The 25,415-nt window shown below is 53.3% G+C and carries 30 protein-coding genes and 1 pseudogene; 26 read left to right on the plus strand and 5 right to left on the minus strand.

Annotation, left to right across the window (positions count from 1 at the left end):
• From J7J49_RS06075 to J7J49_RS06190, 24 genes and pseudogenes are all read left to right on the plus strand, one after another.
• Window positions 1-190, plus strand: a pseudogene (locus J7J49_RS06075) (hypothetical protein); the annotation flags it as partial.
• The gene (locus J7J49_RS06080; protein WP_215091043.1) at window positions 187-450 is read left to right on the plus strand and encodes a PAAR domain-containing protein; all 264 of its coding nucleotides are present in this window, start codon (window positions 187-189) and stop codon (window positions 448-450) included. The pseudogene J7J49_RS06075 and the gene J7J49_RS06080, both read left to right, overlap by 4 nt.
• A 38-nt stretch (window positions 451-488) precedes the next feature.
• Window positions 489-1,586, plus strand: coding sequence for a hypothetical protein (locus tag J7J49_RS06085; protein ID WP_215091045.1), 1,098 nt, complete (start codon window positions 489-491; stop codon window positions 1,584-1,586).
• On the plus strand, window positions 1,583-1,747 hold the full coding sequence (locus tag J7J49_RS06090) for a PAAR domain-containing protein (RefSeq protein WP_215091047.1): 165 nt from the start codon (window positions 1,583-1,585) through the stop codon (window positions 1,745-1,747). Before J7J49_RS06085 ends, J7J49_RS06090 begins: the two co-directional genes overlap by 4 nt.
• Window positions 1,748-1,878: 131 nt before the next feature.
• Window positions 1,879-2,793 (plus strand): hypothetical protein, encoded by a 915-nt coding sequence (locus J7J49_RS06095; protein ID WP_215091049.1) that lies wholly within the window; start codon window positions 1,879-1,881, stop codon window positions 2,791-2,793.
• Window positions 2,790-3,053, plus strand: coding sequence for a PAAR domain-containing protein (locus J7J49_RS06100; RefSeq protein ID WP_215091050.1), 264 nt, complete (start codon window positions 2,790-2,792; stop codon window positions 3,051-3,053). The genes J7J49_RS06095 and J7J49_RS06100 overlap by 4 nt, the downstream gene beginning before the upstream one ends.
• 43 nt (window positions 3,054-3,096) lie before the next feature.
• Window positions 3,097-4,005, plus strand: a complete 909-nt coding sequence (locus J7J49_RS06105) for a hypothetical protein (RefSeq protein WP_215091052.1) — start codon at window positions 3,097-3,099, stop codon at window positions 4,003-4,005.
• Window positions 4,002-4,256, plus strand: coding sequence for a PAAR domain-containing protein (locus J7J49_RS06110; protein ID WP_215091054.1), 255 nt, complete (start codon window positions 4,002-4,004; stop codon window positions 4,254-4,256). Before J7J49_RS06105 ends, J7J49_RS06110 begins: the two co-directional genes overlap by 4 nt.
• Before the next feature lie 43 nt (window positions 4,257-4,299).
• Window positions 4,300-5,208 (plus strand): hypothetical protein, encoded by a 909-nt coding sequence (locus J7J49_RS06115; RefSeq protein WP_215091056.1) that lies wholly within the window; start codon window positions 4,300-4,302, stop codon window positions 5,206-5,208.
• A complete protein-coding gene (locus J7J49_RS06120) occupies window positions 5,205-5,468 on the plus strand; it encodes a PAAR domain-containing protein (RefSeq protein WP_215091058.1) in 264 nt (87 codons plus the stop codon). Before J7J49_RS06115 ends, J7J49_RS06120 begins: the two co-directional genes overlap by 4 nt.
• Before the next feature lie 43 nt (window positions 5,469-5,511).
• Window positions 5,512-6,426, plus strand: coding sequence for a hypothetical protein (locus J7J49_RS06125; RefSeq protein WP_215091060.1), 915 nt, complete (start codon window positions 5,512-5,514; stop codon window positions 6,424-6,426).
• On the plus strand, window positions 6,423-6,686 hold the full coding sequence (locus J7J49_RS06130) for a PAAR domain-containing protein (protein WP_215091061.1): 264 nt from the start codon (window positions 6,423-6,425) through the stop codon (window positions 6,684-6,686). Before J7J49_RS06125 ends, J7J49_RS06130 begins: the two co-directional genes overlap by 4 nt.
• Window positions 6,687-6,724: 38 nt before the next feature.
• Entirely contained in the window at window positions 6,725-7,828 is a 1,104-nt protein-coding gene (locus J7J49_RS06135) for a hypothetical protein (RefSeq protein WP_215091064.1), read from the plus strand.
• Window positions 7,825-8,088 (plus strand): PAAR domain-containing protein, encoded by a 264-nt coding sequence (locus tag J7J49_RS06140; RefSeq protein ID WP_215091066.1) that lies wholly within the window; start codon window positions 7,825-7,827, stop codon window positions 8,086-8,088. Before J7J49_RS06135 ends, J7J49_RS06140 begins: the two co-directional genes overlap by 4 nt.
• A 38-nt stretch (window positions 8,089-8,126) precedes the next feature.
• Entirely contained in the window at window positions 8,127-9,227 is a 1,101-nt protein-coding gene (locus J7J49_RS06145; protein ID WP_215091067.1) for a hypothetical protein, read from the plus strand.
• On the plus strand, window positions 9,224-9,418 hold the full coding sequence (locus J7J49_RS06150; protein WP_251048173.1) for a PAAR domain-containing protein: 195 nt from the start codon (window positions 9,224-9,226) through the stop codon (window positions 9,416-9,418). The genes J7J49_RS06145 and J7J49_RS06150 overlap by 4 nt, the downstream gene beginning before the upstream one ends.
• A gap of 123 nt (window positions 9,419-9,541) precedes the next feature.
• Window positions 9,542-10,945 carry a hypothetical protein gene (locus tag J7J49_RS06155; protein ID WP_215091068.1) on the plus strand — a complete coding sequence of 468 codons (1,404 nt, stop codon included), beginning with the start codon at window positions 9,542-9,544 and terminating at the stop codon, window positions 10,943-10,945.
• Window positions 10,946-11,285: 340 nt separating this feature from the next.
• Window positions 11,286-12,944: a hypothetical protein gene (locus J7J49_RS06160; RefSeq protein ID WP_215091070.1), complete on the plus strand. Its 1,659-nt coding sequence runs from the start codon at window positions 11,286-11,288 to the stop codon at window positions 12,942-12,944.
• 256 nt (window positions 12,945-13,200) lie between these two features.
• A complete protein-coding gene (locus tag J7J49_RS06165; RefSeq protein ID WP_215091072.1) occupies window positions 13,201-14,109 on the plus strand; it encodes a hypothetical protein in 909 nt (302 codons plus the stop codon).
• Entirely contained in the window at window positions 14,106-14,369 is a 264-nt protein-coding gene (locus J7J49_RS06170; protein ID WP_215091074.1) for a PAAR domain-containing protein, read from the plus strand. The genes J7J49_RS06165 and J7J49_RS06170 overlap by 4 nt, the downstream gene beginning before the upstream one ends.
• A 43-nt stretch (window positions 14,370-14,412) precedes the next feature.
• The gene (locus J7J49_RS06175; RefSeq protein WP_215091076.1) at window positions 14,413-15,321 is read left to right on the plus strand and encodes a hypothetical protein; all 909 of its coding nucleotides are present in this window, start codon (window positions 14,413-14,415) and stop codon (window positions 15,319-15,321) included.
• Complete coding sequence (locus J7J49_RS06180) at window positions 15,318-15,581, plus strand: PAAR domain-containing protein (RefSeq protein ID WP_215091078.1); 264 nt, start codon at window positions 15,318-15,320, stop codon at window positions 15,579-15,581. Before J7J49_RS06175 ends, J7J49_RS06180 begins: the two co-directional genes overlap by 4 nt.
• Window positions 15,582-15,624: 43 nt before the next feature.
• Window positions 15,625-16,533 (plus strand): hypothetical protein, encoded by a 909-nt coding sequence (locus J7J49_RS06185; RefSeq protein WP_215091080.1) that lies wholly within the window; start codon window positions 15,625-15,627, stop codon window positions 16,531-16,533.
• Entirely contained in the window at window positions 16,530-16,793 is a 264-nt protein-coding gene (locus J7J49_RS06190) for a PAAR domain-containing protein (RefSeq protein WP_215091082.1), read from the plus strand. The genes J7J49_RS06185 and J7J49_RS06190 overlap by 4 nt, the downstream gene beginning before the upstream one ends.
• Window positions 16,794-16,940: 147 nt before the next feature.
• On the opposite strand, the gene J7J49_RS06195 is transcribed toward J7J49_RS06190, so the two are convergent.
• The 5 genes from J7J49_RS06195 to J7J49_RS06215 form a co-directional block, all read right to left on the minus strand.
• Complete coding sequence (locus J7J49_RS06195) at window positions 16,941-18,581, minus strand: BCCT family transporter (protein WP_251048174.1); 1,641 nt, start codon at window positions 18,579-18,581, stop codon at window positions 16,941-16,943.
• A 110-nt stretch (window positions 18,582-18,691) separates the two neighbouring features.
• Window positions 18,692-19,732 (minus strand): YcjF family protein, encoded by a 1,041-nt coding sequence (locus J7J49_RS06200; protein ID WP_215091084.1) that lies wholly within the window; start codon window positions 19,730-19,732, stop codon window positions 18,692-18,694.
• Entirely contained in the window at window positions 19,729-21,132 is a 1,404-nt protein-coding gene (locus J7J49_RS06205; RefSeq protein ID WP_215091086.1) for a YcjX family GTP-binding protein, read from the minus strand. The genes J7J49_RS06200 and J7J49_RS06205 overlap by 4 nt, the downstream gene beginning before the upstream one ends.
• 33 nt (window positions 21,133-21,165) lie before the next feature.
• A complete protein-coding gene (locus J7J49_RS06210) occupies window positions 21,166-21,357 on the minus strand; it encodes a hypothetical protein (RefSeq protein ID WP_064233900.1) in 192 nt (63 codons plus the stop codon).
• Between the two features lie 63 nt (window positions 21,358-21,420).
• Complete coding sequence (locus J7J49_RS06215; protein WP_215091088.1) at window positions 21,421-22,290, minus strand: D-hexose-6-phosphate mutarotase; 870 nt, start codon at window positions 22,288-22,290, stop codon at window positions 21,421-21,423.
• Between the two features lie 149 nt (window positions 22,291-22,439).
• On the opposite strand from J7J49_RS06215, the gene J7J49_RS06220 reads away from it, so the two are divergent.
• Window positions 22,440-22,682 (plus strand): GlsB/YeaQ/YmgE family stress response membrane protein, encoded by a 243-nt coding sequence (locus J7J49_RS06220; protein WP_064233903.1) that lies wholly within the window; start codon window positions 22,440-22,442, stop codon window positions 22,680-22,682.
• Between the two features lie 164 nt (window positions 22,683-22,846).
• Window positions 22,847-25,312: a DUF1266 domain-containing protein gene (locus J7J49_RS06225; protein ID WP_064233905.1), complete on the plus strand. Its 2,466-nt coding sequence runs from the start codon at window positions 22,847-22,849 to the stop codon at window positions 25,310-25,312.
• Window positions 25,313-25,415 lie beyond the last annotated feature (103 nt).

Below are 25,415 nucleotides of genomic sequence, written 5' to 3' on the forward strand. Positions count from 1 at the left end.
CTACCAGTTAGACGACTTCCCAGAAGAGCCCATGACGTTAAACTTGGGTGCAGATAATCGCGTGGCATGGCTGACCACAAAAGGAGTAAGTGAGCCCATCCGTTTTAATAATGTTTTACAAGAGGGGCGTTTAAGTTATGTCAGCCTCTACTTCATCCGCCGTGATGGCCAGTGGGAAATCTGCCGATGAAACCCGTTGCCCGTAAAGGCGACCTGCATCGCTGCCCCATCTCCGGCCGCGGCACCACGGAAATCATCTCCGGTTCGCCCTCTCAGGTAGAGGGCCAGCCCGTGGCTCGGGTGGGTGATAAGACTGGCTGCGGCGCCACCATTATCGAAGGCTCCAGCCACTCCAACCATGATGGAAAGCCCACGGCTTACCTGGGCTGCAAAACGGATCATGGAGGCGAGATTATTACTGCGTCGAGCAGTGCCAAGGTTCAGCCGTAGCGCTTATGCGGAATGATAGAGTTACAAGGAGAGATGTCTTGAAAGGAGTCGTTAGTCGATTAGTGGTAGGCACACCATTGGGCAGCTATAGCGCTTTGGTTCTCGCTGGGCTCGCCATTGCGTGCTTGTTATGCCTATCGACCAGTGCCATGGCACAGCCTATTGAACGCGAATACTGGGTTAATATTCACACCGAAGGCGCAGCGTGGGTCTTGCGTATTAATGATTTGAATGTACAGTCGCATAGCTTTATTGAACAGTACTCTATTTCATATCCGATTAGTACTAGTCTGAAAGAAGGTCAAAACACGGTGTCATTTATTTTTGCGCCACTTATTGAAGATGACACAGGGTATCTCGCAAAAGATGAACAAACAGGCGAATACGCTCAGGCACCCAAAGAGGACTTCTGGGTTGATATCTCGATTGAAGCCATTAATAAACGTACTCAAGAAAAGGAGCGTATCAATACTCTGCAATTACGCTATGACATGGAGGAAGGAGAGCTCGTAGCCTCTCCTCAAACCCCTGTCAATATGAGTGGTGAAACGGTGCACCAAACTGAGCATCTGCGTACAAGAGGGGAGTTTGTAGTAAGTTCGCCGAGCCAACTCCTATCTACTAGTGGCCAAAGCGTAGAGGCTGAGCGTGTGGATATGAGTTTTCGCGTTCTGGATTCTATCCCCAATTTCCATTGGGTCGATGATGCCACGCGACTAGAAGATACGCCGCGACTACGGCACGAGCTACGTCAAGCCTATCAGAGTTTATATCGTTTGTTTGAGGAGGGCGATAGCGATCTAATTTTACGAGAAGGCGAGGCGATGTGGGATCGAGCAGGGCTATTGGTGGCCGGTGGGAAGAATGCAAGAGAATATATCTCTTCGCTTCCGGTAGGGTCACAGCTTGTTGGGCTTAGCGATGAACCCAGCGGACTGCAATTACTTCCTCTCATGCTGGCCGATGACCCCGCTGACGACAGCCTGGAATTTATGGGAGATGGGCGTTTAGTACGTATTTTACCTACCCCAATTCGTTGGTCATATTCGGATGATTCTGAGCGAAGCCACAAATTACCTGTCGTGTTTTATCGCACAGCATCAGGTGAGTGGCGTCTCGCAACGGTTGCTTCATGAAACCCGTTGCCCGCAAAGGCGACCTACACCGCTGCCCCATTCCCGGCCACGGCACCACGGAGATTGTCACCGGTTCGCCCTCTCAGGTAGAGGGCCAGCCCGTGGCGCGGGTGAGTGACAAAACCGGCTGCGGCGCCACCATTATTGAAGGTTCCGCCTGATGGTAAACCCACGGCTTACCTGGGCTGCAAGACCGACCACGGTGGCGAGATCATTACCGCGTCGAACAGTGCCAAGGTGGAGCCTTGAAGGATCGTGTCAGTTTATGGAGTTGCAAAAGGCATATCACAGCATGAGAAAATGGATAGCTTACTGTTGGCTTGTTGCGCTGACGCTGATTAGTGCGCCAGCCATGGCACAGGAAACCGAGTATCTGTTTGGCGTTCGCTGGAGCGTTAATGGCTTAGCGTCATCAGTCGACATACAAGATGTTATGCTCGATTTTAAAGGGGTGCCGAGCGAGCAGAACACAATGTTGCCCATTACCCAGTATGTCCGTAATGGACGCAATGCTCTTCAGTTTTACGCCTGGCCAGTTCCCTCTGCTGAACCATTTGAAGAGCAGCATGAACTTCGCCTTTCCGTAGAGTATTGGGAGCCTGGTGAAAATCCTAATATTGATGCTAAAACAGCGTTTGAAGTGGTGATGATGCCCGGCGCAGAAGACGCCAAGCCTGAGATCGTGTCAACAAATCCAGCCGCCCCCATGCAGCCGCGAGAAAGCGATATTAGCTGGGATCAAGACTACTTTAAATTAACCGTCCCCTTCAACAACCGCCAACCGATGCCTACCTGGTGCTGGGAAGAGGGCGATGTACTAAACGACAATGACGCCACCCGTGCTAGCCTAACCCGCGAATATCGTCGGCTACATACGCTGTTTGCCGCAGGCGATAACGATGCCCTATTAGCGGCCGCATCGACCAGGACACAAGAGCTTGCTCTGGCCTCGGGAACCCCGGAAGCCTACGTGCGGGATCGGTTTAGCTACAATCTGTACTTTGATAATCCTGATATCTACCAGTTAGATAGCTTCCCTGAAGAGCCGATGACGCTCAACCTGGGAGCAGATAACCGTGTGGCTTGGTTAACAACACAAGGAGTCAGTGTTCCCATTGTGTTTAGTCACGTTGGAACCGAACACGGCGCTTCGTTTGTCAGACCTTACTTCATCCGCCGCGATGGCCAGTGGGAAATCTGTCGATGAAACCCATCGCACGCAAAAGCGACCTCCACCGCTGCCTGATTCCCGGCCACGGCACCACGGAAATTATCACCGGTTCGCCCTCTCAAGTAGAGGGCCAGCCCGTGGCGCGGGTGGGTGATAAAACCGGCTGTGGCGCCACCATTATTGTAGGCTCCAGCCACTCCAATCACGATGGTAGGCCCACCGCCTACCTGGGCTGCAAAACGGATCATGGTGGTGAGATTATTACTGCGTCTAGCAGTGCCAAGGTGGAGCCTTGAAGGATCGTGTCAGTTTATGGAGTTGCAAAAGGCATATCACAGCATGAGAAAATGGATAGCTTACTGTTGGCTTGTTGCGCTGACGCTGATTAGTGCACCAGCCATGGCACAGGAAACCGAGTATCAGTTTGGCGTTCGCTGGAGCGTTAATGGGTTGGCCTCTTCGATAGATATACAAGATATTATGCTAAATTTTTCCGGTACACCGAGTAACCTTGATACACGGTTGCCTGCCTCCCAATACATAAAGAATGGCAAGAATACCGTCAAGTTATATACATGGCCGCTTGAGTATGAGGCTGATCATGAGCTGCGCGTATCACTGCTGTATTGGGAGCCCGGTCAAAATCCTAACACTGAAGCCAGCACCGCCTTTGAAGTAGTTATGATGCCTGGCGTGGAAGACGCCAAGCCTGAGATAGTGTCAACAGACCCTGATGCTCCTTTGCAGCCACTGCAAAATGACATTCGCTTTAGTCGTGATGAAGACAACGATACGCTCGAAGTTAACTTCAATAACCGCCAGCCGATGCCTACCTGGTGCTGGGAAGAAGGCGATGTACTAAACGACAATGACGCCACCCGGGATAGCCTGACTCGCGAATACCGCCGACTGCATGCGTTGTTTGCCGCAGGCGATAACGATGCCCTATTAGCGGCTGCATCGACCAGGACAAAAGAGCTTGCTCTGGCCTCGGGCACCCCGGAAGCCTACGTGCGGGATCGGTTTAGCTACAATATGTACTTTGATAATCCTGATATCTACCAGTTAGATAGCTTCCCTGAAGAACCGATGACGCTCAACCTGGGAGCAGATAACCGTGTGGCTTGGTTAACAACACAAGGGGTCAGTGTTCCTATTGTGTTTAGTCACGTTGGAACCGAACACGGCGCTTCGTTTGTCAGATCTTACTTCATCCGCCGCGATGGTCAGTGGGAAATCTGCCGATGAAACCCGTTGCCCGTAAAGGCGACCTACACCGTTGCCCCATTCCCGGCCACGGCACCACGGAAATTATCACCGGTTCGCCCTCTCAGGTAGAGGGCCAGCCCGTGGCGCGGGTGGGTGATAAAACCGGCTGCGGCGCCACCATTATTGAAGGCTCCAGCCACGATGGCAAGCCAACCGCCTATTTGGGCTGTAAAACCGATCATGGTGGCGAGATTATTACCGCGTCGAACAGTGCCAAGGTGGAGCCTTGAAGGATCGTGTCAGTTTATGGAGTTGCAAAAGGCATATCACAGCATGAGAAAATGGATAGCTTACTGTTGGCTTGTTGCGCTGACGCTGATCAGTGCACCAGCCATGGCACAGGAAACCGAGTATCAGTTTGGCGTTCGCTGGAGCGTTAATGGTTTGGCCACCGGCACCCATATACAAAACATTTTGTTAGACTTTAAAGGTGTGCCTAGTGCACAGAATACAATGCTGCCAGTAACGGAGTATGTCCGTAATGGTCGCAATGCCCTTCAGTTTTACGCATGGCCTGTGCCTTTCGCGGAGGAACATGAAATTCGTCTCTCCATGGAGTATTGGAAGCCCGGTGAAAATCCCAACACTGATGCCAAAACTGCGTTTGAAGTGGTGGTAATGCCTGGAGTGGAAGGCGCCAAGCCCGAAGTCGTCTCAATAGACCAGGCCGCCCCCGTGCAGCCGCGAGAAAGTGAGATTCGCTGGGTCGACCACGTTGGCCATTTTAGATTGCATGTGCCGTTTAACAACCGTCAACCGATGCCCACCTGGTGCTGGGAAGAGGGTGATGTACTAAACAACAATGATGCCACCCGGGATAGCCTGACTCGCGAATACCGCAGACTGCATGCGCTGTTTGCGGCGGGCGATAACGATGCCTTGCTAGCGGCCGCGTCGACAAGGACACAAGAGCTTGCCCTGGCCTCGGGTACGCCGGAAGAGTACGTGCGCCACCGGTTCAGTTACACCATGTACTTCGATAATCCTGATCTCTACCAGTTAGACGACTTCCCCGAAGAGCCCATGACGTTAAACTTGGGTGCAGATAATCGCGTGGCATGGCTGACCACAAAAGGAGTAAGTGAACCCATCCGTTTTAATAATATTTCACAGGAAGGTCGTGCTAACTACGTAAGTCTCTACTTCATTCGCCGCGATGGTCAGTGGGAAATCTGTCGATGAAACCCGTTGCACGCAAAGGCGACCTGCACCGCTGCCCCATTCCCGGCCACGGCACCACGGAAATCATCTCCGGTTCGCCCTCTCAAGTAGAGGGCCAGCCCGTGGCCCGGGTGGGTGACAAAACCGGCTGCGGCGCCACCATTATCGAAGGCTCCAGCCACTCCAACCATGATGGTAAGCCCACGGCCTACCTGGGCTGCAAAACCGATCATGGTGGTGAGATTATTACCGCGTCTAGCAGTGCCAAGGTGGAGCCTTGAAGGATCGTGTCAGTTTATGGAGTTGCAAAAGGCATATCACAGCATGAGAAAATGGATAGCTTACTGTTGGCTTGTTGCGCTGACGCTGATCAGTGCACCAACCATGGCACAGGAAACCGAGTATCAGTTTGGCGTTCGCTGGAGCGTTAATGGCTTAGCGTCATCAGTCGACATACAAGACGTTATGCTCGATTTTAAAGGGGTGCCGAGCGAGCAGAACACAATGCTGCCCATTACCCAGTATGTCCGTAATGGACGCAATGCCCTTCAGTTTTATGCTTGGCCAGTTCCCTCTGCTGAGCCATTTGATAAGCAGCACGAACTTCGCCTTTCCGTAGAGTCTTGGGAGCCCGGTGAAAATCCTAACATTGATGCTAAAACAGCGTTTGAAGTTGTGATGATGCCCGGCGCAGAAGACGCCAAGCCTGAGATCGTGTCAATAGATCAGGCCGCCCCTGTTCAGCCGCGAGAAAGCGATATTAGCTGGGATCAAGACTACTTTAAGTTAACCGTCCCCTTCAATAACCGCCAATCGATGCCTACCTGGTGCTGGGAAGAAGGTGATGTACTAAACGACAATGACGCCACCCGTGCTAGCCTAACCCGCGAATATCGTCGGCTACATACGCTGTTTGCCGCAGGCGATAACGATGCCCTGTTAGCGGCCGCATCGACCAGGACAAAAGAGCTTGCTCTGGCCTCGGGCACCCCAGAAGACTACGTTCGGGATAGGTTTAGCTACAATCTGTACTTCGATAACCCGGATCTCTACCAGTTAGACGACTTCCCAGAAGAGCCCATGACGTTAAACTTGGGTGCAGATAATCGCGTGGCATGGCTGACCACAAAAGGAGTAAGTGAGCCCATCCGTTTTAATAATGTTTTACAAGAGGGGCGTTTAAGTTATGTCAGCCTCTACTTCATCCGCCGTGATGGCCAGTGGGAAATTTGCCGATGAAGCCTGTTGCCCGCAAAGGCGACCTGCACCGCTGCCCCATTCCCGGCCACGGCACCACGAAAATTGTCACCGGTTCGCCCTCTCATGTAGAGGGCCAGCCCGTGGCGCGGGTGGGTGATAAAACCGGCTGCGGCGCCACCATTATCGAAGGCTCCAGCCACTCCAACCATGATGGTAAGCCCACCGCCTACCTGGGGTGTAAAACGGATCACGGTGGCGAGATTATTACCGCATCAAGCAATGCCAAGGTTCAGCCGTAGCGCTTAGGCGAAATGACAGTTGTGGAAGGAGATAGGGATTGAACGGAGTCGTTGGGCGGTTAGTGATAGGCACCTCATTTGGGAAATATAGTGCTTTGGTTATCGCTTGGCTTGCCATCGTTTGCTTGGTCAGCCTATCGGCCAGCGCCATAGCACAGCCAATTGATCGCCAGTACTGGGTAAATATTCATACCCAAGGTGCCGCGTGGACGTTAAGAATTAATGACTTATATGTACAGTCTCATAGCACGACAGAGCAGTACTCTATCTCGTATCCCATTAGCGTTAATTTGAAAGAAGGGGCCAATACGGTTTCATTTATTTATGCGCCGATACTTGGAGATGAGACCACAGGGGAGTCAAAGCGTGACCCTGAAACAGGCGAGTTAATGCAGGGGCCTAAATCGACGTTTTGGGTCAACGTCACCATTGAGGCTATTAACACCCGCACTCAAGAGAAGGAAGGTGTCCATACACTGCAACTGCGCTACGACATGGAGTCGGGTGAGTTGGTAGATTTCCCCAGAAACCCTGCCAACGTTATTGGTGAAACGATACACCAGAGCGAACACCTGCGTACCCGCGGTGAGTTCCAGGTAAACTCACCAGATCGTCTGGTAGTTAGTAATGGGGAAGGCATAGAGGCTGAACGGGTTGATATGAGCTTCCGCTTGCTGGATACCATTCCCGATTTTCACTGGGTGAATGATGCCACGCCGCTGCGAGACACCCCAAGGCTACGCCACGAGTTACGCCAAGCCTATGAGCGTTTGCATAGCTTGTACGAAGATGGTGATAGCGACGCTATTTTGCGTGCATTTGAGCCTGTTTGGGATCGCGCGGGGCTATTAATGGCAGGGGGGAAAAACGCCAGAGAATACACTGCCTCGCTCCCGATTGCTTCGCAGCTTGCAGGTTTGCGCCAAGAACCTAACGGCCCGCAGTTGCAGCCTTTACGCCTTGCCGAAGATCCTACTGGCGACAGTTTAGAGTTTATGGGCAACGGGCGCTTAGTCCGCATCTTACCCAGCCCGCTCCACTGGTCGTACCCAAATCAGCCTAATAAAGAAGGCCATACCGTACCTGTTGTGTTTTATCGAACGGCATCTGGTGAGTGGCGTATCGCGACGGTGTCTGCATGAAACCCGTTGCCCGCAAAGGCGACCTGCACCGCTGCCCGATTCCCGGCCACGGCACCACGGAAATCGTCTCCGGTTCGCCCTCTCAAGTAGAGGGCCAGCCTGTGGCGCGGGTAGGCGACAAAACCGGCTGCGGCGCCACCATTATCGAAGGTTCCAGCCACTCCAACCATGATGGTAGGCCCACGGCTTATCTAGGGTGTAAAACTGATCACGGCGGCGAGATTATTACCGCGTCGAGCAGTGCCAAGGTTCAGCCGTAGCGCTTATGCGGAGCGATGGAGTTACAAGGAGAGATATCTTGAAAGGAGTCGTTAGTCGGTTAGTGGTAGGCGTACCATTCGGTAGCTATAGCGCTTGGGTTGTCGCAAGGCTCGCCATCGTGTGCCTGCTTAGCCTATCGTCCAGCGCCATGGCGCTGCCAATTGATCGCCAGTACTGGGTAAATATTCATACCCAAGGTGCCGCGTGGACGTTAAGAATTAATGATTTATATGTAAAGTCTCATAGGTCGACTGAGTACTACTCCATCTCATATCCCATTAGCGTTAATTTAAAAGAAGGCGCCAATACGGTTTCCTTTATTTATGCGCCGTTGCTTGAGGACGAAGCAGGCAATTTATTACAGGATGCTGAAACGGGCGAGTTAACGCAGGGGCCTAAAGAAAATTTCTTTGTCAACGTCACCATTGAGGCTATTAACACACAGACCCAAGCGAAGGAGGGGATTCATACGTTGCAGCTACGCTACGATATGGAGACGGGCGAGTTGATAGATTTCCCCAAAAACCCTGCCAACGTTATCGGCGAGACGACACATCAGAGCGAACACTTGCGTACTCGTGGGGAGTTTCAGGTGAGCTCACCGGATCGTCTAGTGGTTGGTAATGGGGAGAGCATAGAGGCTGAACGGGTCGATATGAACTTCCGCTTGCTGGATACCATTCCCGATTTTCACTGGGTGAATGATGCGACGCCACTGCAAGATACCCCACGGCTACGCCATGAGTTACGCCAAGCTTATGAGCGTTTGCATCGCCTATATGAAGAAGGTAATACCGACGCCATCTTACGTGAAGGTGAACCTGTTTGGGATCGCGCTGGGTTACTAATGGCAGGGGGCAAAAGTGCACGTGAATACATTGCTTCTCTTCCTTTCGCTTCCCAAACAATAGGTATGCGCCAAGAGCCTGATGGGCCGCAGCTAGAGCCGTTGCGTCTCGCCGCTAGCCCTGCCGATGATAGTTTGGAGTTTATGGGCGACGGGCGCTTAGTTCGCATTTTACCCAGCCCTCTTCGTTGGTCATACCCAAACCAAGCTAATCAAAAAAGCGATGTCTTGCCAGTGGTTTTCTACCGCACGGCATCTGGCGAGTGGCGTATCGCGACGGTGTCCGCATGAAACCCGTTGCACGCAAAGGCGACCTGCATCGCTGTCCCATCCCTGGCCACGGCACCACGGAAATTGTCTCCGGTTCGCCCTCTCAGGTAGAGGGCCAGCCCGTGGCGCGGGTAAGCGATAAAACCGGCTGCGAAATTATGGATAGGTATAAGTTCATTCAAGACAATACTTTTAATTTTTCTGACTCCTAGTGTCCAGGTATCTTTTCCTAGCAACTATTGCTAATAACGAAAAATGTTATGCTTGGTAATGGTTTTATGGGGGCTTGGGAGTATGTTTTTCTTGGTTTTATTTAAGGTGGATGTGTTAGAGATATGAAAAAATTGATAGCGACTCTTTGTGTAGTATCTATTGGAGCCTTGTTGGTTTATTTTTTTATAAATGAAGAAGATTCACAGGCCAGAATTGATCATATCGTATTAGCGGCGTATTCTCCTGAAGACAATAAAACAAAAGATAGGAATGTCGCCCTTACCCAAAATGTCAGAGAACGTTTCAACTTCGATAAAAACGAAGATGTTATCTGGCAGCGTTCTTTTATTTCAAGAAACGGCAGAAGATATGCTATTCAGACACAGACAGTTTCCAGAGATAAAGATGGAAGGCCAACAGAAATTCTAACTGTCGATGACAGAACCGAAGAGCAAACGGGCCGCTATGTTTTTAACTATCACGGCTCTTCAAAAGATATAGTGATCGAACATTATGATGCACATGATAGATTAAGTGCTACTGAGACCGAGCAATATGATTCCAGAGGAAACCTTATCTTCCGTGAGATAAGGCAGGCAGATTCTGGCCAAACGAAGAAAACTAGCATTGAATATGGCGCTGATGACTTACCTGAAAAAGAGACTCATTACAAACCGGATGGTTCAATCGATTGGGTGTGGATGTTCAAATATGACGAATCTAAGAATGTAATAGAAGAGAGAATGGAAGTTTATAGTACTGAGAATGACCGAGAGATCTATATTTCGGTCTCCGAGTATGACGAATTTAATAATGTTGTCTCTGAGACCCGGTTGAATGAGGACGAAGAGATATTAGAAAAGATTTTTTTTGAATATGTATATGACGAGCATGGCAATTGGATTACAAAAAAACGACATTCCGTAGCAGAGTATTCTATAAACGAAAACCTTATTCCTGGCAATCTTGAGTATGTCTGGGAGCGTCGAATTGAATACTCTGGAAGCCTCGCAGCAGAAATGCATGAGGCTGGCTGTATCTTTCTTGATGATACTTTGAAAATTTGCCCAGATGGAAAATTGGAGTCTCTTCGTCAGTATACTTATAGCCATATTCGCACACGTGTCACTATGCCTGTGGAAGACAATGATTTCATGCGTGAAAGAGCTTATGGTGTTGGTATCGAGATTGTATCTGATGAGCCTTGCTATTTCGGATGTCTGGAGCGTCAAACATCTTCTTTTATTGAAAGTTATCTTGCTGATGTACCCTCTTTTAGCCTGTATGATTCTGAAGAAATTTCACTTGGCAATCATGGAGGTAGCCTTATTCTATTTGGGAATGATGAATCTAAAACCAATTTAAGAGCTGCGGTCGAAGCTGTTTTTTTGACGCAAATAAACGGCCGATTTGTTTCATTTAATGCGCTATATATATTTAATACCCACGAAGTTCGTGAGGAAGAAGTAGTGGGTGAGTTAAAGAGAGCCATTGAATTAAACCTGGAGAGTGTGACTGAAATTTAAAAAGCATTAACATCAACGATATGGTAATGATGAGATATGGTTATAATGGTTAGCTTAGTCTTGAAAGCTGCTTAACCTTTTAAGAGCCAATGTCTGGATGTGAAAGCCTAGGCTTTGTCTGAAAAGTCGGCGAGCGAAGGCCAGACAAGGCAAAAATTGGCGAAAAGGCGGAGTTTACGTGGTGTAAATGAGTACTTTGAGCCGATTTTTAACGCAGTATGGTCGAGCGCAGCTAGTTTTCAGACAGAGCCTAAGGTGGAATAACTTGACTATGGCATGGATATAGTTGGCAGGAATGAATTAACGTTATGATACAGCTCAATAACACTTATGGTGAACTATGAAGCAATGGATTGTTGTCCCTTTTTTATTGGTGATACTGACAGGAAAGGTGCTGGCCGACACTTCGGCAATGCCGCGCTCAGGCGTATATGCCGTGAGCTCTATAGAGCCTTTAGAAGCTAGCCCTGTGGTAGATATGATTCTGCCCGACATCGAAGAGAGTATGGAGCGCGCCTGGATTAGATATGAGCGCCAAACGGGGCATGCAGATATCTATATGGAAGGGCAGGAAGAGCCTCTGCAGTTTAATTTTGATTTCGAGGGGCGGTTGGCGACTAGCCCGGATCAGCCTTCTGCGGAACTCCAGTCGAGTTCGCCCGAGCAGTTTCTGTTAATTAATGGCACGCCGTTTGAAATCGCATTCACCTTTCAGCGGATAGACGAGGATGGGTCGGAATTTGCTGCTCTGCAATCTGCCCGAGAGGAATTTCTGGAGAGTAAACAGTCGTTTGCTGAAGAGCGAGCAACAGGTCTATCTGAGCTTTTCGACGTCGAGCCCCTCTCGATAAATGCGTCTGATCCGGTGGATTGGAGTTTGCCCTATATATTTGATAGGCCAGTTGAATGGAATGTTACAGACATCACGTTTTCCAGTACAGACACAATGGCTTCGGAAGGACTGATTCTCTCTACCAGTTTGGGGGCTCCAGGGCTGGTGATAGGCCAGTTATTAACAGATGCGGACACCTTTCGTGAAAGTGTTATATCACCTGACGATAGTCAGGAAACGATTCATCTAGAGGCACCAAAACGATCACTGACTATCATCATGGATCAGAATGGCAATCTTGGGCTTCTTGGGTTTGTGCCAAGTGGTCAAGATGAAACGAGCTTCTGGGCTGTCGAGCCCGATAGCTTTTGGGATCAGCGAGATATCCAGACGCTCATTGCCATGTTTTATACCATACGGAAGCGAGACTCCCTAGAAGAAAGCCTCTCGTTTACTGATCCTGACACTTGGCCGGACTATCGTCTAACTGAGGAAAGTGAGCAGAGACTAAAGAATCGCATCGAAGACATATTTTCCTTGGAGGGGCTGTTGGGACTTATGGGCGGGCAGGTGAGGGCCACCTTGTTTGATGATGACCGCCGCCGTAGTTATCCAGATTTCCGTCTTACCCTTGTTGACGCAGAGCCCGAACCGTTATCACCAATACCGCCTCTCTTAGCCCTGGGGAACCCGGATGAAGGTCAAATATCGCTGTGGGAGGATGGTCCTAGCACCCAATGTACAGCATCCCTGTCTTTGCCTATCCTCTCACGTGAAAGGGAGACGGTGGCCTATCTACGTATTGCCGAATACGTAAATTATCATAGCTACCAAGGCCCGGATTATTCGCAATATGAGTATTGCATTACTGCCTGGAGTGCCCTTCAGACCTTTAAGAGTACATTGGAAGATGACCTTGTCACGGATCTGCCTACATTGGCCCGCGTACTTGGGAGCTCCGAAGGTGCCTATTTAAGAGATGGCTATTTGGTGGTCGTTCAAAAGGTCGGTGATGATCAGTTGAGGGGGCTACTATCCCCGCAAGGTGAGACTATTCTTCCGCCCCAGTATAAGAAGATAGATATTCACTCCGATCGAATTGTGGCTGAAGACTCGCGTGGAAAATGGGAGTTTTCAAGAGAAGGGGAAATGTTGGTTGAACCGTGAGAGTTAGGCGAATGCTTTTGTAGATGCCTGTGTTACGCGTCATGGTCAACAATATGGCATCGTCTCGGCTGAAGGTGACCTTGTACATAGCCGGTCAGCAGAGAGATAAGCATGGGTGGGGCACCCACTTCACATGGCATCACGGTTGCCCCACCATCAACCTGGGCAGTAAAACGGGTTGTCGTGTTAAACAGTGCCAAGGTGGCGCCTTAATGCATTGCATCAGTTTATCGAGACGCCAAAGGTAGATAGCAGCATGAGAAAATGGATAGCTTACTGTTGGCTTGTTGCGCTGACGCTGATAAGTGCACCAGCCATGGCACAGGAAACCGAGTATCAGTTTGGCGTTCGTTGGAGCGTGAATGGTTTAGCCACCGGCACGCACATCCAAGATATCCTGCTCGACTTCAAAGGTGTGCCTAGTGCGCAGAATACGATGCTGCCAGTCACTCAGTACGTTCGTAATGGACGTAACGAAGTTCAATTTTACGCTTGGCCAGTGCCTTTTGCGGAGGGGCATGAAATACGACTGTCTATGGAGTATTGGGAGCCCGATCAAAATCCTAACACGGAGGCTAAGACTGCCTTTGAAATCATGATTAAACCGGGGGCAGAGGATGCAGAGCCTGAAGTTGTATCAAGAGACCCTAACGCCCCCCTGCAACCAGTAGAGAGTGATATTCTCTGGGTGGATCATGTTGGCCACTTTAGGTTGCATGTGCCCTTCCAAAACCGCCAGCAGATGCCCACATGGTGTTGGGAAGAGGGCGATGTTTTGCAAGACAATGACACGACCCGAGATAGCCTAACCCGCGAATATCGTCGGCTACATACGCTGTTTGCCGCAGGCGATAACGATGCCCTATTAGCGGCCGCGTCGACAAGGACAGCAGAGCTCGCCCTGGCCTCGGATACCCCGGAAGAGTACGTGCGCCACCGATTCAGCTACGACATGTACTTCGATAATCCTGATGTTTACCAATTAGATGACTTCCCCGAAGAGCCTATGACGTTAAACCTAGGGGCAGATAACCGTGTGGCGTGGCTAACAACGAAGGGAGTAAATGTCCCCATTGCATTTAGTCACGTTGGAACCGAACACGGCGCTTCGTTTGTCAGACCTTACTTTATCCGCCGCGACGGCCAGTGGGAAATCTGCCGATGAAACCCGTTGCCCGTAAAGGCGACCTACACCGTTGCCCCATTCCCGGCCACGGCACCACGGAAATCATCTCCGGTTCGCCCTCTCAGGTAGAGGGCCAGCCCGTGGCTCGGGTGGGTGATAAAACCGGCTGCGGCGCCACTATTATCGAAGGCTCCAGCCACTCCAATCATGATGGCAGGCCTACAGCTTACTTGGGCTGCAAAACCGATCATGGTGGCGAGATTATTACCGCGTCGAGTAGTGCCAAGGTGGAGCCTTGAAGGATCGTGTCAGTTTATGGAGTTGCAAAAGGCATATCACAGCATGAAGAAATGGATAACTTACTGTTGGCTTGTTGCGCTGACGCTGATTAGTGCACCAGCCATGGCACAGGAAACCGAGTATCAGTTTGGCATTCGCTGGAGCGTTAATGGATTGGAATCATCCCTCTACATACAGGGCATTATGCTCGATTTTACCGGCGTCCCCAGTAATTTTGATCGTCGCCAACCGATTAGCGAATATATCAAAAACGGTAGCAACGCCATTGATTTACGCACATGGCGATACGAATATGATCCCGAGCATGAGGTGCGTGTCTCATTACTGTATTGGGAACCCGGCCAGAACCCTAACACCGAGGCCAGTACTGCGTTTGAAGTGGTGATGATGCCTGGTGTGGAAGATGCCAAACCTGAGATTGTCTCGACAGACCCGGCCGCCCCTTTGCAGCCTAGGGAAAGCGAGATCCGCTTTAAGAGTAATGAAGACTTTGACACAGTACATATCTCTTTTAACAATCGCCAACCCACACCCACCTGGTGCTGGGAAGAGGGCGATGTACTGCGCGACAATGACGCCACACGGAATAGCCTGACTCGCGAATACCGCCGACTGCATGCGCTGTTTGCGGCAGGCGATAACGATGCCTTGCTAGCGGCCGCGTCGACAAGGACACAAGAACTCGCCCTGGCCTCGGGCACCCCGGAAGAATACGTGCGCCACCGGTTCAGCTACACCATGTACTTCGATAACCCGGATGTTTATCAACTCAGAGACTTCCCCGAAGAACCGTTGACGCTCAAACTAGCGGCAGATAACCGTGTGGCGTGGCTAACAACGAAGGGAGTAAATGTCCCCATTGCATTTAGTCACGTTGGAACCGAACACGGCACTTCGTTTGTCAGACCTTACTTTATCCGCCGCGACGGTCAGTGGGAAATCTGCCGATGAAGCCCGTTGCCCGTAAAGGCGACCTCCACCGTTGCCCCATCCCTGGCCACGGCACCACAGAAATTGTCACCGGCTGGCCCTCTAAAGTAGAGGGCCAGCCGGTGGCGCGGGTGGGTGATAAGACCGGCTGTGGCGCCACCATTATTGAAGGCTCCAGCCATTCCAACCACGATGGCAAGCCCACGGCTTACCTGGGCTGCAAAACCGATCATGGTGGCGAGATTATTACCGCGTCGAACAGTGCCAAGGTGGAGCCTTGAAGGATCGTGTCAGTTTATGGAGTTGCAAAAGGCATATCACAGCATGAAGAAATGGATAACTTACTGTTGGCTTGTTGCGCTGACGCTGATTAGTGCACCAGCCATGGCACAGGAAACCGAGTATCAGTTTGGCGTTCGCTGGAGCGTGAATGGCTTTGCGTCAGCCCTCCATATACAGGGCATTATGTTGGATTTTACCGGGGTTGCCAGCAATTTTGATCGCCGCCAACCGATTACTGAATATACCAAAACCGATAATAATACGATTGAGCTATACACATGGATAGATGAATATCGGGCCGAAGATAAAATAAAGGTGTCGTTACTTTATTGGGAACTCGGCCAGAACCCCAGCACCGAGGCCAGCACTGCGTTTGAAGTGGTGATGATGCCAGGCGTGAAAGACGCACAGCCCGAGATTGTCTCGACAGACCCGGCCGCCCCCTTACAACCTCGGGAAAGTGACATTGGTTTTACCAGTAATGGACGCTATGAAACATTACATATCTCCTTTACCAACCGCCAGCCGATGCCCACATGGTGCTGGGAAAAGGGCGATGTACTGCGCGACAACGATGCCACCCGCGATAGCCTAGCCCGCGAATACCGTCGGCTACATACGCTGTTTGCCGCAGGCGATAACGATGCCCTGTTAGCCGCCGCGTCGACAAGGACAGCAGAGCTCGCCCTGGCCTCGGATACGCCGGAAGACTATGTGCGTCATCGGTTCAGCTACGACATGTACTTTGATAACCCGGATGTTTATCAGTTAGATGACTTACCCGATCAACCAATGACACTGAACCTAGCTGCAGGTAATCGTGTAGCCTGGTTAACTGAGGAAGGCGTCAATCAACCACTGCGTTTTAATAATATTACGCAAGAAGGTCGTTCGGCATTTATTAGTATCTATTTCATCCGCCGCGATGGCCAGTGGGAAATCTGTCGATGAAACCCGTTGCCCGTAAAGGCGACCTACACCGTTGCCCCATTCCCGGCCACGGCACCACGGAAATTGTCACTGGTTCGCCCTCTCAAGTAGAGGGCCAGCCCGTGGCGCGGGTGGGTGATAAAACCGGCTGCGGCGCCACCATTATCGAAGGCTCCAGCCACTCCAACCACGATGGTAAGCCCACGGCCTACCTGGGCTGTAAAACGGATCATGGTGGCGAGATTATTACGGCGTCGAGCAGTGCCAAGGTGGAAACGTAGCATCACTGGGGAAACTATTCGATGCCGAGACCGAGCAGCGTATTGCGTAAACGACTTGGTTCGAACCTGCTGTGAAATAGTAAAGCCCCCTGCTGGTTTCAGCAGGGGGCCTTTTTTACAGTTGTCTAAAGGTTTTAGCTGCAGGTATCACTTGCAGATAAGCCGTAACTCGCCATTGAGCGCCTTGATGATCGAATAGCACATTAGCAACATCACAATCGAGAACGGAATAGCGGTGGCGGTGACCCCTGCCTGAAGCGCGGTCAGGCCACCACCAATAAGCAGCACAATCGCGATGAGACCCTCGACCACTGCCCAGAACATCCGCTGTGGCCGCGGTGCGTCGATTTTACCACCGGCGGTGATGGTATCGATGACCAGGGAGCCGGAATCCGAGGAAGTGACAAAGAAGATCAGCGCCAACACGATGCCCAGGGTCGACATCAGGCCCGTCAGCGGTAGTTCGTTCAGCATGCCGAACAGCGAAAGCTCGGGTCTGTAGTTGTCGATGACATACTCTTTAACCAGGCTGCCCGCTGGGTCAGCGTAGAGCTGTTCAAGAGCGGTCGAGCCAAAGACGCCCATCCAGATAAAGATAAACAGACTGGGCACCAGCAAAACGCAGAGGATAAATTCACGCACCGTGCGGCCCCGGGATACCCGAGCGATAAACATCCCCACGAAAGGTGCCCAGCTAATCCACCAAGCCCAGTAGAAAATCGTCCAGGACTGGCGGTAGGCATCGTCCTCACGACCGAAGGGCGCGGATAGAGGAATAAAGTCCGTGACATAGGTGGTAAGCCCCGACCAGAAACCCGTCATGGCCAATAAGGTAGGGCCAGCGAAGAGCACAAAAAAGAAGAACAGAACGGCCAGGATCATATTGATCTCGGAAAGCTTCTTCAAACCACCTTCAAGACCGCGCCAGACCGAGACTAGCGCCACCGCCGTTACCAGAATGATGACGATGACCTGGGTCAAGGTGCTGACTTCCAGGCCGAAGACAAAGTTCATCCCCGCATTGGCCTGCTGGGCACCGAGCCCAAGGGACGTTGCCAGCCCAAAAAGGGTGGAAAACACCGCCAGGATATCGATTACATGGCCCCACCAGCCCCAGACGCGCTCACCGAGAATGGGAAAGAAGGCCGAGCGAATCGAGAAGGGTAGGCCCTTGTTATAGGTAAACAGGCCCAACGCTAACGCCATGACGATATACACCGCCCAGCCATGGATACCCCAGTGGAGATAGGTACCCGCCAGGCCCATGGCGCTGGCGTCATCAATCGCCGCTGGGTTTAGCTCACCGTCAGCACCAAACGGCGACTCGACGCCCAAGGGCAGCGAAACATTGGCGTGGTAAACCGGTTCGAGTACGCCGAAGAAGAGCAGGCCGATGCCGATGCCTGCGGTGAACAGCATAGCGAACCAGGAGAGATAACTGTGATCCGGACGGGCATCAGCCCCGCCCAGCCTAACTGAGCCATAGGGCAGAACCACCAGCGCTAAGCAGAACAGAATAAAGAAATCGACCAGAATCATGAAATACCAGTCCAACGTGCCCGTAGAGAAAGCGACAATGGACTGAAAAGCGCTCCCCGCACGCTCTGGAAACAGCAGGGTGAGGACGATGAAAATGGCCGAGGCAAGTGCTGATACCACAAAGACGCGATTGTGGATGTCGAAACCGATGGGGCCAAACTGCCCCTTGATATTGTCTTGACCGACGACATAGTCGGTCTGCATATCGCTGGCTATTGGGAGCGAGTCAGAATCATGGGGGGTGCTCATAAACAGTTTCTCCGCACTGGAGGATGTTATGCCAAACTCCCATCATGAGGACAAACAGCGTTGAATCGCAAATTGTGGTCGAAAACAGACTTGGCGCCGTCGCGCCTACTTCATTCGCGGCTCTGTGGGGTCTTATCTTTGTCGAGACGCTTGATTTGCCGCCACAAGTCTTGGCGCAGGTCGGCGATCCTGGGCTGCTCATCGGCAGTGAAGGGCACCGGACGGCAGAGCCGCTGGGCGCGTAACCCAAGACGCGCGCTAAGCAGCCCTGTGGCGAGGCCTTGGCCTGCGCGTGCGGAGAGGCGACTGGCTAAATCCAGCGAGAGCATATCCATACTGGCGTCGGTGGCCAGTTCGCTGGCTCCGGCAAAGGCCATATTATGCAGCACATTGCGAAATAACCGCAGGCGGCTGGCGTAGCCGAGCTCGAGCCCGTAAAGACGGCAGAGCCGATCGACCATTGCCAAGCTACGCCAGGCCACCAGCGCCATATCCACCAGCGTTAGCGGGCTGATCGCGACCATGATGGCGGTTTCACCGGACATGCGGGTAATTAGGCGCTGGGCCTCGCGGTCACGCGGCGCTAGCAAGTGATAACGCAGCAGCGTCTGGATCTCCTCCCCGCTATGGTGGGGTTGGCTGGCGCGTTGAAAGGCCAGCCAGTGCGGGTCATCGTCGGCGAGTTTGAGCTGGCGCCTTAGCTGCTCGGCCATGGCGTGGGCCTGCTTGGGTGAGCGCAGCGGCAGTTCGGCAAGGTCGCCGCGCAGTTTGTCGTGGCGTTTCAGGCGACGCAAACGGCCCAGCTCTTTGAGCAATGAGATTCCTCCTAGACCGATCAAACTGATTCCGAATGCCTGCCAAGCCATAGTCAACCACTGGGATTGGGCCAATGCATCGGGTATGCCTGTTACCAGTTCTGCAGTGCCCAAACCGGCGCCTCCCACCAGGGCGAATATAAGCCCCCAGCGGCGTTTACGCGGCGCACCTAAACTGGCAGCGGGCAGGGCTTTGTCTTCTGGCAGGGGCGCTAGTGGATGGTGCTCGCTGGCGCCCGCAAAGGCTTCGCGCTGGCGAAGAGGTGTTTCTACGTCAGCGACCTCTTCGGGCTTTTCATTCAGATTAAAATTGCGCCGCGGCTGTGGGGTGGTCATGTCAGTTTGTCTCCAATCAGCCAGTCGATGGCGGCGTCCATGCGGATATGATCCAGCGCTTCTGAGGTGGTTGGCATCGGGCGAAATCCGGGGAAGTCAAAGCCCTGCTGTTGCCAGAAATCGGCAGCGGGCAGCCGGGCGGGCACATCGCCGGGATAAACCAGCACCTCTTCGCCCTCTAGTGTGGTGCCACGTAGCGCGGGTGAGCGCTTACCCTCATGGGTCACCTCACGGGCTTCGGTAGCGCGAATCGCTGCCAGCGAGAGGGCTTTAACCGGCACGTTGGCAAAGCGCAGGTCTTTAAGTGGCTCTGCCAGCAGCGCTTCAAGCAACTGCACCAGATGGCCGTGTTGGTCGGGGGTTACATGATCCGCTTTGGTGGCGGCAATCGCCAGCCGGTCAATTTTGGGCGCGAACAGGCGCGTAAGCAGGCTGCGCTTGCCGTAGTCGAAGCTGTGCATTAACTGTCGCAGTGCTCGTGAAAGGTCTTCAAAGCGCTCAGGCCCGGCATTGAGCGCGCCAAGTACATCCACCAGTACAATCTGGCGGTCAAAGCGGCGGAAGTGGTCGCGATAGAAAGGTTTGACCACCTGCTGCTGGTAGTAGCGAAAGCGCGCCGCTAGAGTGGCGTAGAGGCTATTGGCGGGCAGGGCCTCCAGCGCTTCTCGAGAGGTATTGGCTCGAGACGCATTAAGCTGGGGCAGCGGGAAAAACTGCAGTACCGGCGCGCCTTCCAGTTCTCCCGGCAGCAAAAAACGCCCCGGTTGGAGGTCGGAAAACCCCGCCTGCTTGGCGCGGCGCAGGCCTTGAGCGTACTCCTCGGCCAGAGCAGCAAGTTGGGCCTCATCCGCTTCGTCAGCCGGATCGAGCTGCTCCACCGCTGCCAACCACTCGCTAAACAGGCTGCGGCGCTGTTCGCCTGCGTATAGCGCCTGAGCTTGGCTCCAGCTGTAAAAGTCGTGCTGCAATAGCGGCAGGTCGAGCAGCCACTCCCCTGGGTAGTCGAATAGATCCAGGGTTAGGTGAGCAATTTCCGGTGTTAACCAGCCGCTGCGGGCAGGGCGGTAGCGTAGCTGTAAGCGTAACTCGCTGATGCCGCGGGTGGGCTCCGGCCAGCGCGGCGGCGTATCGCGTAGTGCGGCCATGCCAGGATCGTAGGGAAAACGCGGCACGCCTAAGTCGGGCTGGTTAAGCCGCTGGGCACCGAGCAGGCGGCCTTCCCGGGCAGCGGGCAGCAAGTCGAGCCGCGCCTCAACGCCAGCGTGACGCAATTGATTGACCAGCGAGGTCAAAAAAGCGGTTTTGCCTGCTTGGGAGAGGCCCGTTACCGCTAAGCGCAGCTGGCGATCCCTTCCGCGCTCCAACAAATTGCTTAGTTCGCGACTTAACGGCTGGCGCATCCTTTCAATCCCTTTGTGGCTCTTGCCTAGTCTTTATTGGCTAAACATTAATACCAATTGCGAAAGCATCGGCAGGGTGGCAATTAAAAAACCAACCCCCGCCAGGGTGTAGCCGGGCCAGCGCCGAGTCATCTTCTGCGCCAGGGTCAGGCCAGCCAAACACACCACCATACCGATTAAATTAAACGCCAGGGTGGCGGCTTCTAGCCATTGTTGCGGATCCATCGGGTCTCCCTAGCTCATCAAACGTAATGAGTGCATGGTAACAAAGCGTTAATGAACCGAAGATTAACCGCGGCTGAGGGTGGTACCTAACAGGTGCTGTGCTCCGGGTACCAGCCAGACCGGGTCTAGGCGCGTATTGGCCGCTTCAACGCAAATAAACTGACGCGCTACCTCGGCAGGTGTGTCGCTGGGCAGGTCGTTATTGGGGTGCCACACCACCGTGGAGTCGCTCGACTGCTTACCGATGCGCAGGGTACGCTCGCCATCGTTGAGCAGCACCGCTTCATTGGTGTGGTAAATGCGGTCAACGGCGCCTTGAACGGCCAGCGTGCCTTGCTGTTCACTCTCAGCAAAATCGCGCAGTTTGTCGAGGTAGCGTGCACCGGAAAGCCCTTCCAGGCGGCACTGATGGGTATCGGCAACGGCTAGGTAGGTGTGCAGCGCGCCGCTGGTTTTGATCGGCGTTTCGCCGATGTTTTCGCTAATCAGCTCAACGTTTAAGCGCTGTGCGTTGGCTTGTACCACCAAGCGGGCGGTGAGCAGTGTATGCAGAGGCTGCGCTGGAGAGAGGTGCAGTTCAATTCCCTCGGCGTGCTCATCAACGGCATCCAAACGCCAGTCGGCGTGGCGGGCAAGGCCATGGAAAGGGCCGTCGTGATTAGGGCTCTCGTCGGCAAAGCGCTCGTCGGCGAACCACGGCCAGCAGAGTGGTATACCACCCCGGATAGCGCCAGGCAGCGCCTGGGGCGTCGGGGTCAGCCATAGCCAATCGGTATCCCCCGCAGGGCAGAAGTGCAGCACTTGAGCGCCCTGGAGGCTAATCACCAGCTCGCCCCACGGCATATTGAAAAGCACTACGTCGCGGCCTTCCCACTGAGCCGTTTGCTGTCCTTGAGTGCTTTTAATCAGTTGGTTTAGCGAGCTGGGGATCATGAATTTTCCTTTAAGAGTAACTAAGCATCGATACCTAGGGGCACCGAAAAGTAACGCCATGTGCTATGGTAGAACAAGCGTGACTGGTAGGTAAAACGCCTATCAACATACGTAGCTAAAACCCGTCATTGAAATAGTAAGGAGACTATATGGGCTTTATTGCATGGTTAATCATTGGTGGTTTGGCTGGTTGGATTGCTGGCAACATCATGCGTGGCGGCGGTTTCGGCGTCCTGGGTAATATCGGCGTCGGTATTGTGGGGGCGCTTGTCGGTGGGTTTTTGTTCAGCCTTTTAGGCCTCTCTGCGGGTGGTTTCATCGGATCGCTGGTGACCGCGACCGTGGGGGCAGTAGTGCTCCTTTGGGTGATAAGCAAAGTAAAACAATCTTAGCGATTGAGTAGCTAACCGCATGACACCGCCCGGCCTTGTGCCGGGCGGTGTCGTTTTATGCCTGCCTCTGCCCAGGGCTATCGGTGTTAGCGCCACTTTCCGTTACACTAGGCAGCTTTACTCCGGCTTTTTGCTGGTGACATTGTGCTTTTTCGAGGTGCCTCTTGATCGACGCGTTAAATGCCTGGTGGGCCCAACAGCTGGTGCTGTGTGATTGGGCGTTTACTCCTCATCCGTTGGCGGTCGATGCAGGCGCGGCGGAACAGCGGCTGCTGGAACTGGGCATTACCAGCCGGGGCGAGCTGGCCGAGCAGTTGTTCCATGGCCTGGGTGCGCCCGCAGGCAGTGCCGACCGTTTGCTAGGTGCTCTAGAGTGGGCCGCGCTGGCGGGGGCGGCGGGCTGGTTAGAGGCTGATCAAGCCCGCCATTGGGCGCATCATCTAACCCGTCGCATCACCAGCGATTACAGCGATCTACGCGCCTGGCTAGCGGATCTACGCCGTGCGTTAGGCGCACGGGGTTGGGAAGTGGGGGCCAACGACCGTTTTATCGACGCCTGTCAGGCGCTGGCCAAGCTTGAAACCGATGGCGAGGGTATTACCTGGGAGGCTCTCGAAAATGCCCTGGCTAAGCTGCCGGCTCCCGCCCCGCTATGGCCCCAACAGCCTGAAGCGCAGAGCTGGCGACTATGCGCGCTTTTTCGGCCGATTATTGTCTATCCCGCTAGTCAAACCGATTGGCCCGAGGCTACCGAGTGGCTTGCTCATGTGTGGGATGTCCATGACCGTGACGCGCTTATTGGCGTGATGCTATGGCTAGGCGCTCAAGGCGAGCGCCAGCGCTGGGATATCGAAGCCCGTGAGCTATTAAGTATGGACAATGCCCAGCGCATGGAGTGGCAGCGTAGTGTGGTAGAAGAGTCGCCCTATGCGCCGGTGCTGAATAAATTCGTCACCCAAGGCGAGCCCCTGGAGTGGGCGGCCTGGGATTGGCTGCGGATTGTTGAACTCGCCTGGGCCGGCGCCTGCTCTGGCTTGCTTAGCCAGGAAGAGGCTGATGACTTAGCGGGGCATGCCGCCGATTTGATCAGTCGCCGCTATCACGATTGGTACGCGGTGCTGAACGCCTACGGGCGCGGGCAGAGTCTTTTTGACGGCATTGATCGGCGGGGAAAAACACCCAGCGAGCGGCATCGGTTACTGCTGCACAGCGGCCATAGCCCTTGGAAGCGCTCGCCGCGGGAGCTGTTAGACGAGCCCGCGCTCAAAGCGTCTCAAACGCGCATTCGTCAATGGCGCAACACCCCCCATCACTGGCTGTTGGCGCTGGCCAGCGTACGTGAGCCGGATGCCATGCTGCGCCAGATAGACCCCTCCGCGGCGCTACCGGAAGAGCAGCGTGCCGACGCGGCGCTGTATTTGCAGGAGTCACTTGGCCTACATGCCGATGAAGGCGCTCATGCAATGGCGCGCTACTGGCTGCCCGCCCAGGCGCACCACCTTAATCAGCTGGCAGCTGACGCTGTGCACGGTGTTTTGCCCCCTTCGCAAAGCTGGTTTGGTCAGCCGACCCCGGAAGAGCTTAAACAGCGCAATGCGGTTAAAGGGGTCAGTCGCCATGCGGCGACTATCCATATGGCCGAAAAATTCGCCTTTTATCTGCATATGTCCCTCGACAGCGGTTTATTCGATCGCGCGCCGTTAATGGCGCATGCCAGCGCATTGCGAAGCTGCCTGTGCCGTTTTTACCCCAATGCCAAGCGGCTGTTAGACGCTTGGTTCGCTTGGGAGAGCTGTCTGCCCGAACCTGAACACGCCTCGCTGGTGAATGAAATTATTTGGCATATTGAAGATCCGGGCAGCCTCTTTCACTGGCTGGATTGGCGTCACGATGCCTGGTGCGAGCCGGGCAGTCGCCCTACGTTGAGCCACTTTACTGCCATGTCATTGGTGGGACCGTTAAATAGTGCGGTGTGGAGTGAGCCCCAGCCCGAGAGCGCCCGCGAGTGCGCCGAGATTCGCGAGTGGGTGGAGAGCCACTACCACTTGAGCAATGCTGGCGATATGCAGGATTTTTTGAGTTACATGCTCGAATCGGGGGATCGCCAGGAATATCAGATTAACTATGCGCCCTATACGCTCAACACTGAGCGCTTAAGCGCTGAGATCGCCATTCTTGAATCCGGCGACTGTGCTGAAGATGAGCGCCACCATCTGCTTCGCTTACGCCGTGTGCGTGACAACGAAGACGGCTGTAATGAGGTGGATATGGCGGCCTGGGATATTGCCCAACTGGTCGATCTGGCCATTGCCGCCCGGCAGCTTGGCTGGCTGGATAGCGCGGCCTTTGCCAAGGTATTGGATCGTGCTTACCAATTGGCGGCGGATCATTATGCCGGGTGGCAGGAGTATGCTATGGGAATGTACGCTGGCTTTTCTTTTTTTATGGGCGAAACTCCGGAGCGGGAAAGCTTTTTAGCCGGTTTCCGTCAGGCGCTGGTGGCTTGGGTATGCGGTGCGCCGGTCTTGGCTGGCCCATGGGTAAGTTTGGATTTTCCGGGCAATAAACCACGCCATTTTGCGCCACTGCATATTGATACTCTGCCCGGCGATCAGCGCACGTTACATTGATGCTCGCCAAACATATGATAACTAGCTTATAGTCGTGCATAGAAAAATGAGTTTTTTCATACCATCCTCTTATTAATGTCACGAGGTTAATCGCATGGTTGCG

The sequence above is a fragment of the Halomonas sp. ISL-56 genome, from assembly GCF_018612805.1.
Classification (GTDB): domain Bacteria; phylum Pseudomonadota; class Gammaproteobacteria; order Pseudomonadales; family Halomonadaceae; genus Vreelandella.

Coding starts and splice junctions, on each gene's coding strand:
- J7J49_RS06080 (WP_215091043.1), top strand. CDS start 187: ATGAAACCCGTTGCCCGTAAAGGCGACCTGCATCGCTGCCCCATCTCC.
- J7J49_RS06090 (WP_215091047.1), top strand. CDS start 1,583: ATGAAACCCGTTGCCCGCAAAGGCGACCTACACCGCTGCCCCATTCCC.
- J7J49_RS06095 (WP_215091049.1), top strand. CDS start 1,879: ATGAGAAAATGGATAGCTTACTGTTGGCTTGTTGCGCTGACGCTGATT.
- J7J49_RS06100 (WP_215091050.1), top strand. CDS start 2,790: ATGAAACCCATCGCACGCAAAAGCGACCTCCACCGCTGCCTGATTCCC.
- J7J49_RS06105 (WP_215091052.1), top strand. CDS start 3,097: ATGAGAAAATGGATAGCTTACTGTTGGCTTGTTGCGCTGACGCTGATT.
- J7J49_RS06110 (WP_215091054.1), top strand. CDS start 4,002: ATGAAACCCGTTGCCCGTAAAGGCGACCTACACCGTTGCCCCATTCCC.
- J7J49_RS06115 (WP_215091056.1), top strand. CDS start 4,300: ATGAGAAAATGGATAGCTTACTGTTGGCTTGTTGCGCTGACGCTGATC.
- J7J49_RS06120 (WP_215091058.1), top strand. CDS start 5,205: ATGAAACCCGTTGCACGCAAAGGCGACCTGCACCGCTGCCCCATTCCC.
- J7J49_RS06125 (WP_215091060.1), top strand. CDS start 5,512: ATGAGAAAATGGATAGCTTACTGTTGGCTTGTTGCGCTGACGCTGATC.
- J7J49_RS06130 (WP_215091061.1), top strand. CDS start 6,423: ATGAAGCCTGTTGCCCGCAAAGGCGACCTGCACCGCTGCCCCATTCCC.
- J7J49_RS06140 (WP_215091066.1), top strand. CDS start 7,825: ATGAAACCCGTTGCCCGCAAAGGCGACCTGCACCGCTGCCCGATTCCC.
- J7J49_RS06150 (WP_251048173.1), top strand. CDS start 9,224: ATGAAACCCGTTGCACGCAAAGGCGACCTGCATCGCTGTCCCATCCCT.
- J7J49_RS06155 (WP_215091068.1), top strand. CDS start 9,542: ATGAAAAAATTGATAGCGACTCTTTGTGTAGTATCTATTGGAGCCTTG.
- J7J49_RS06160 (WP_215091070.1), top strand. CDS start 11,286: ATGAAGCAATGGATTGTTGTCCCTTTTTTATTGGTGATACTGACAGGA.
- J7J49_RS06165 (WP_215091072.1), top strand. CDS start 13,201: ATGAGAAAATGGATAGCTTACTGTTGGCTTGTTGCGCTGACGCTGATA.
- J7J49_RS06170 (WP_215091074.1), top strand. CDS start 14,106: ATGAAACCCGTTGCCCGTAAAGGCGACCTACACCGTTGCCCCATTCCC.
- J7J49_RS06175 (WP_215091076.1), top strand. CDS start 14,413: ATGAAGAAATGGATAACTTACTGTTGGCTTGTTGCGCTGACGCTGATT.
- J7J49_RS06180 (WP_215091078.1), top strand. CDS start 15,318: ATGAAGCCCGTTGCCCGTAAAGGCGACCTCCACCGTTGCCCCATCCCT.
- J7J49_RS06185 (WP_215091080.1), top strand. CDS start 15,625: ATGAAGAAATGGATAACTTACTGTTGGCTTGTTGCGCTGACGCTGATT.
- J7J49_RS06190 (WP_215091082.1), top strand. CDS start 16,530: ATGAAACCCGTTGCCCGTAAAGGCGACCTACACCGTTGCCCCATTCCC.
- J7J49_RS06195 (WP_251048174.1), bottom strand. CDS start 18,581: ATGAGCACCCCCCATGATTCTGACTCGCTCCCAATAGCCAGCGATATG.
- J7J49_RS06200 (WP_215091084.1), bottom strand. CDS start 19,732: ATGACCACCCCACAGCCGCGGCGCAATTTTAATCTGAATGAAAAGCCC.
- J7J49_RS06205 (WP_215091086.1), bottom strand. CDS start 21,132: ATGCGCCAGCCGTTAAGTCGCGAACTAAGCAATTTGTTGGAGCGCGGA.
- J7J49_RS06210 (WP_064233900.1), bottom strand. CDS start 21,357: ATGGATCCGCAACAATGGCTAGAAGCCGCCACCCTGGCGTTTAATTTA.
- J7J49_RS06215 (WP_215091088.1), bottom strand. CDS start 22,290: ATGATCCCCAGCTCGCTAAACCAACTGATTAAAAGCACTCAAGGACAG.
- J7J49_RS06220 (WP_064233903.1), top strand. CDS start 22,440: ATGGGCTTTATTGCATGGTTAATCATTGGTGGTTTGGCTGGTTGGATT.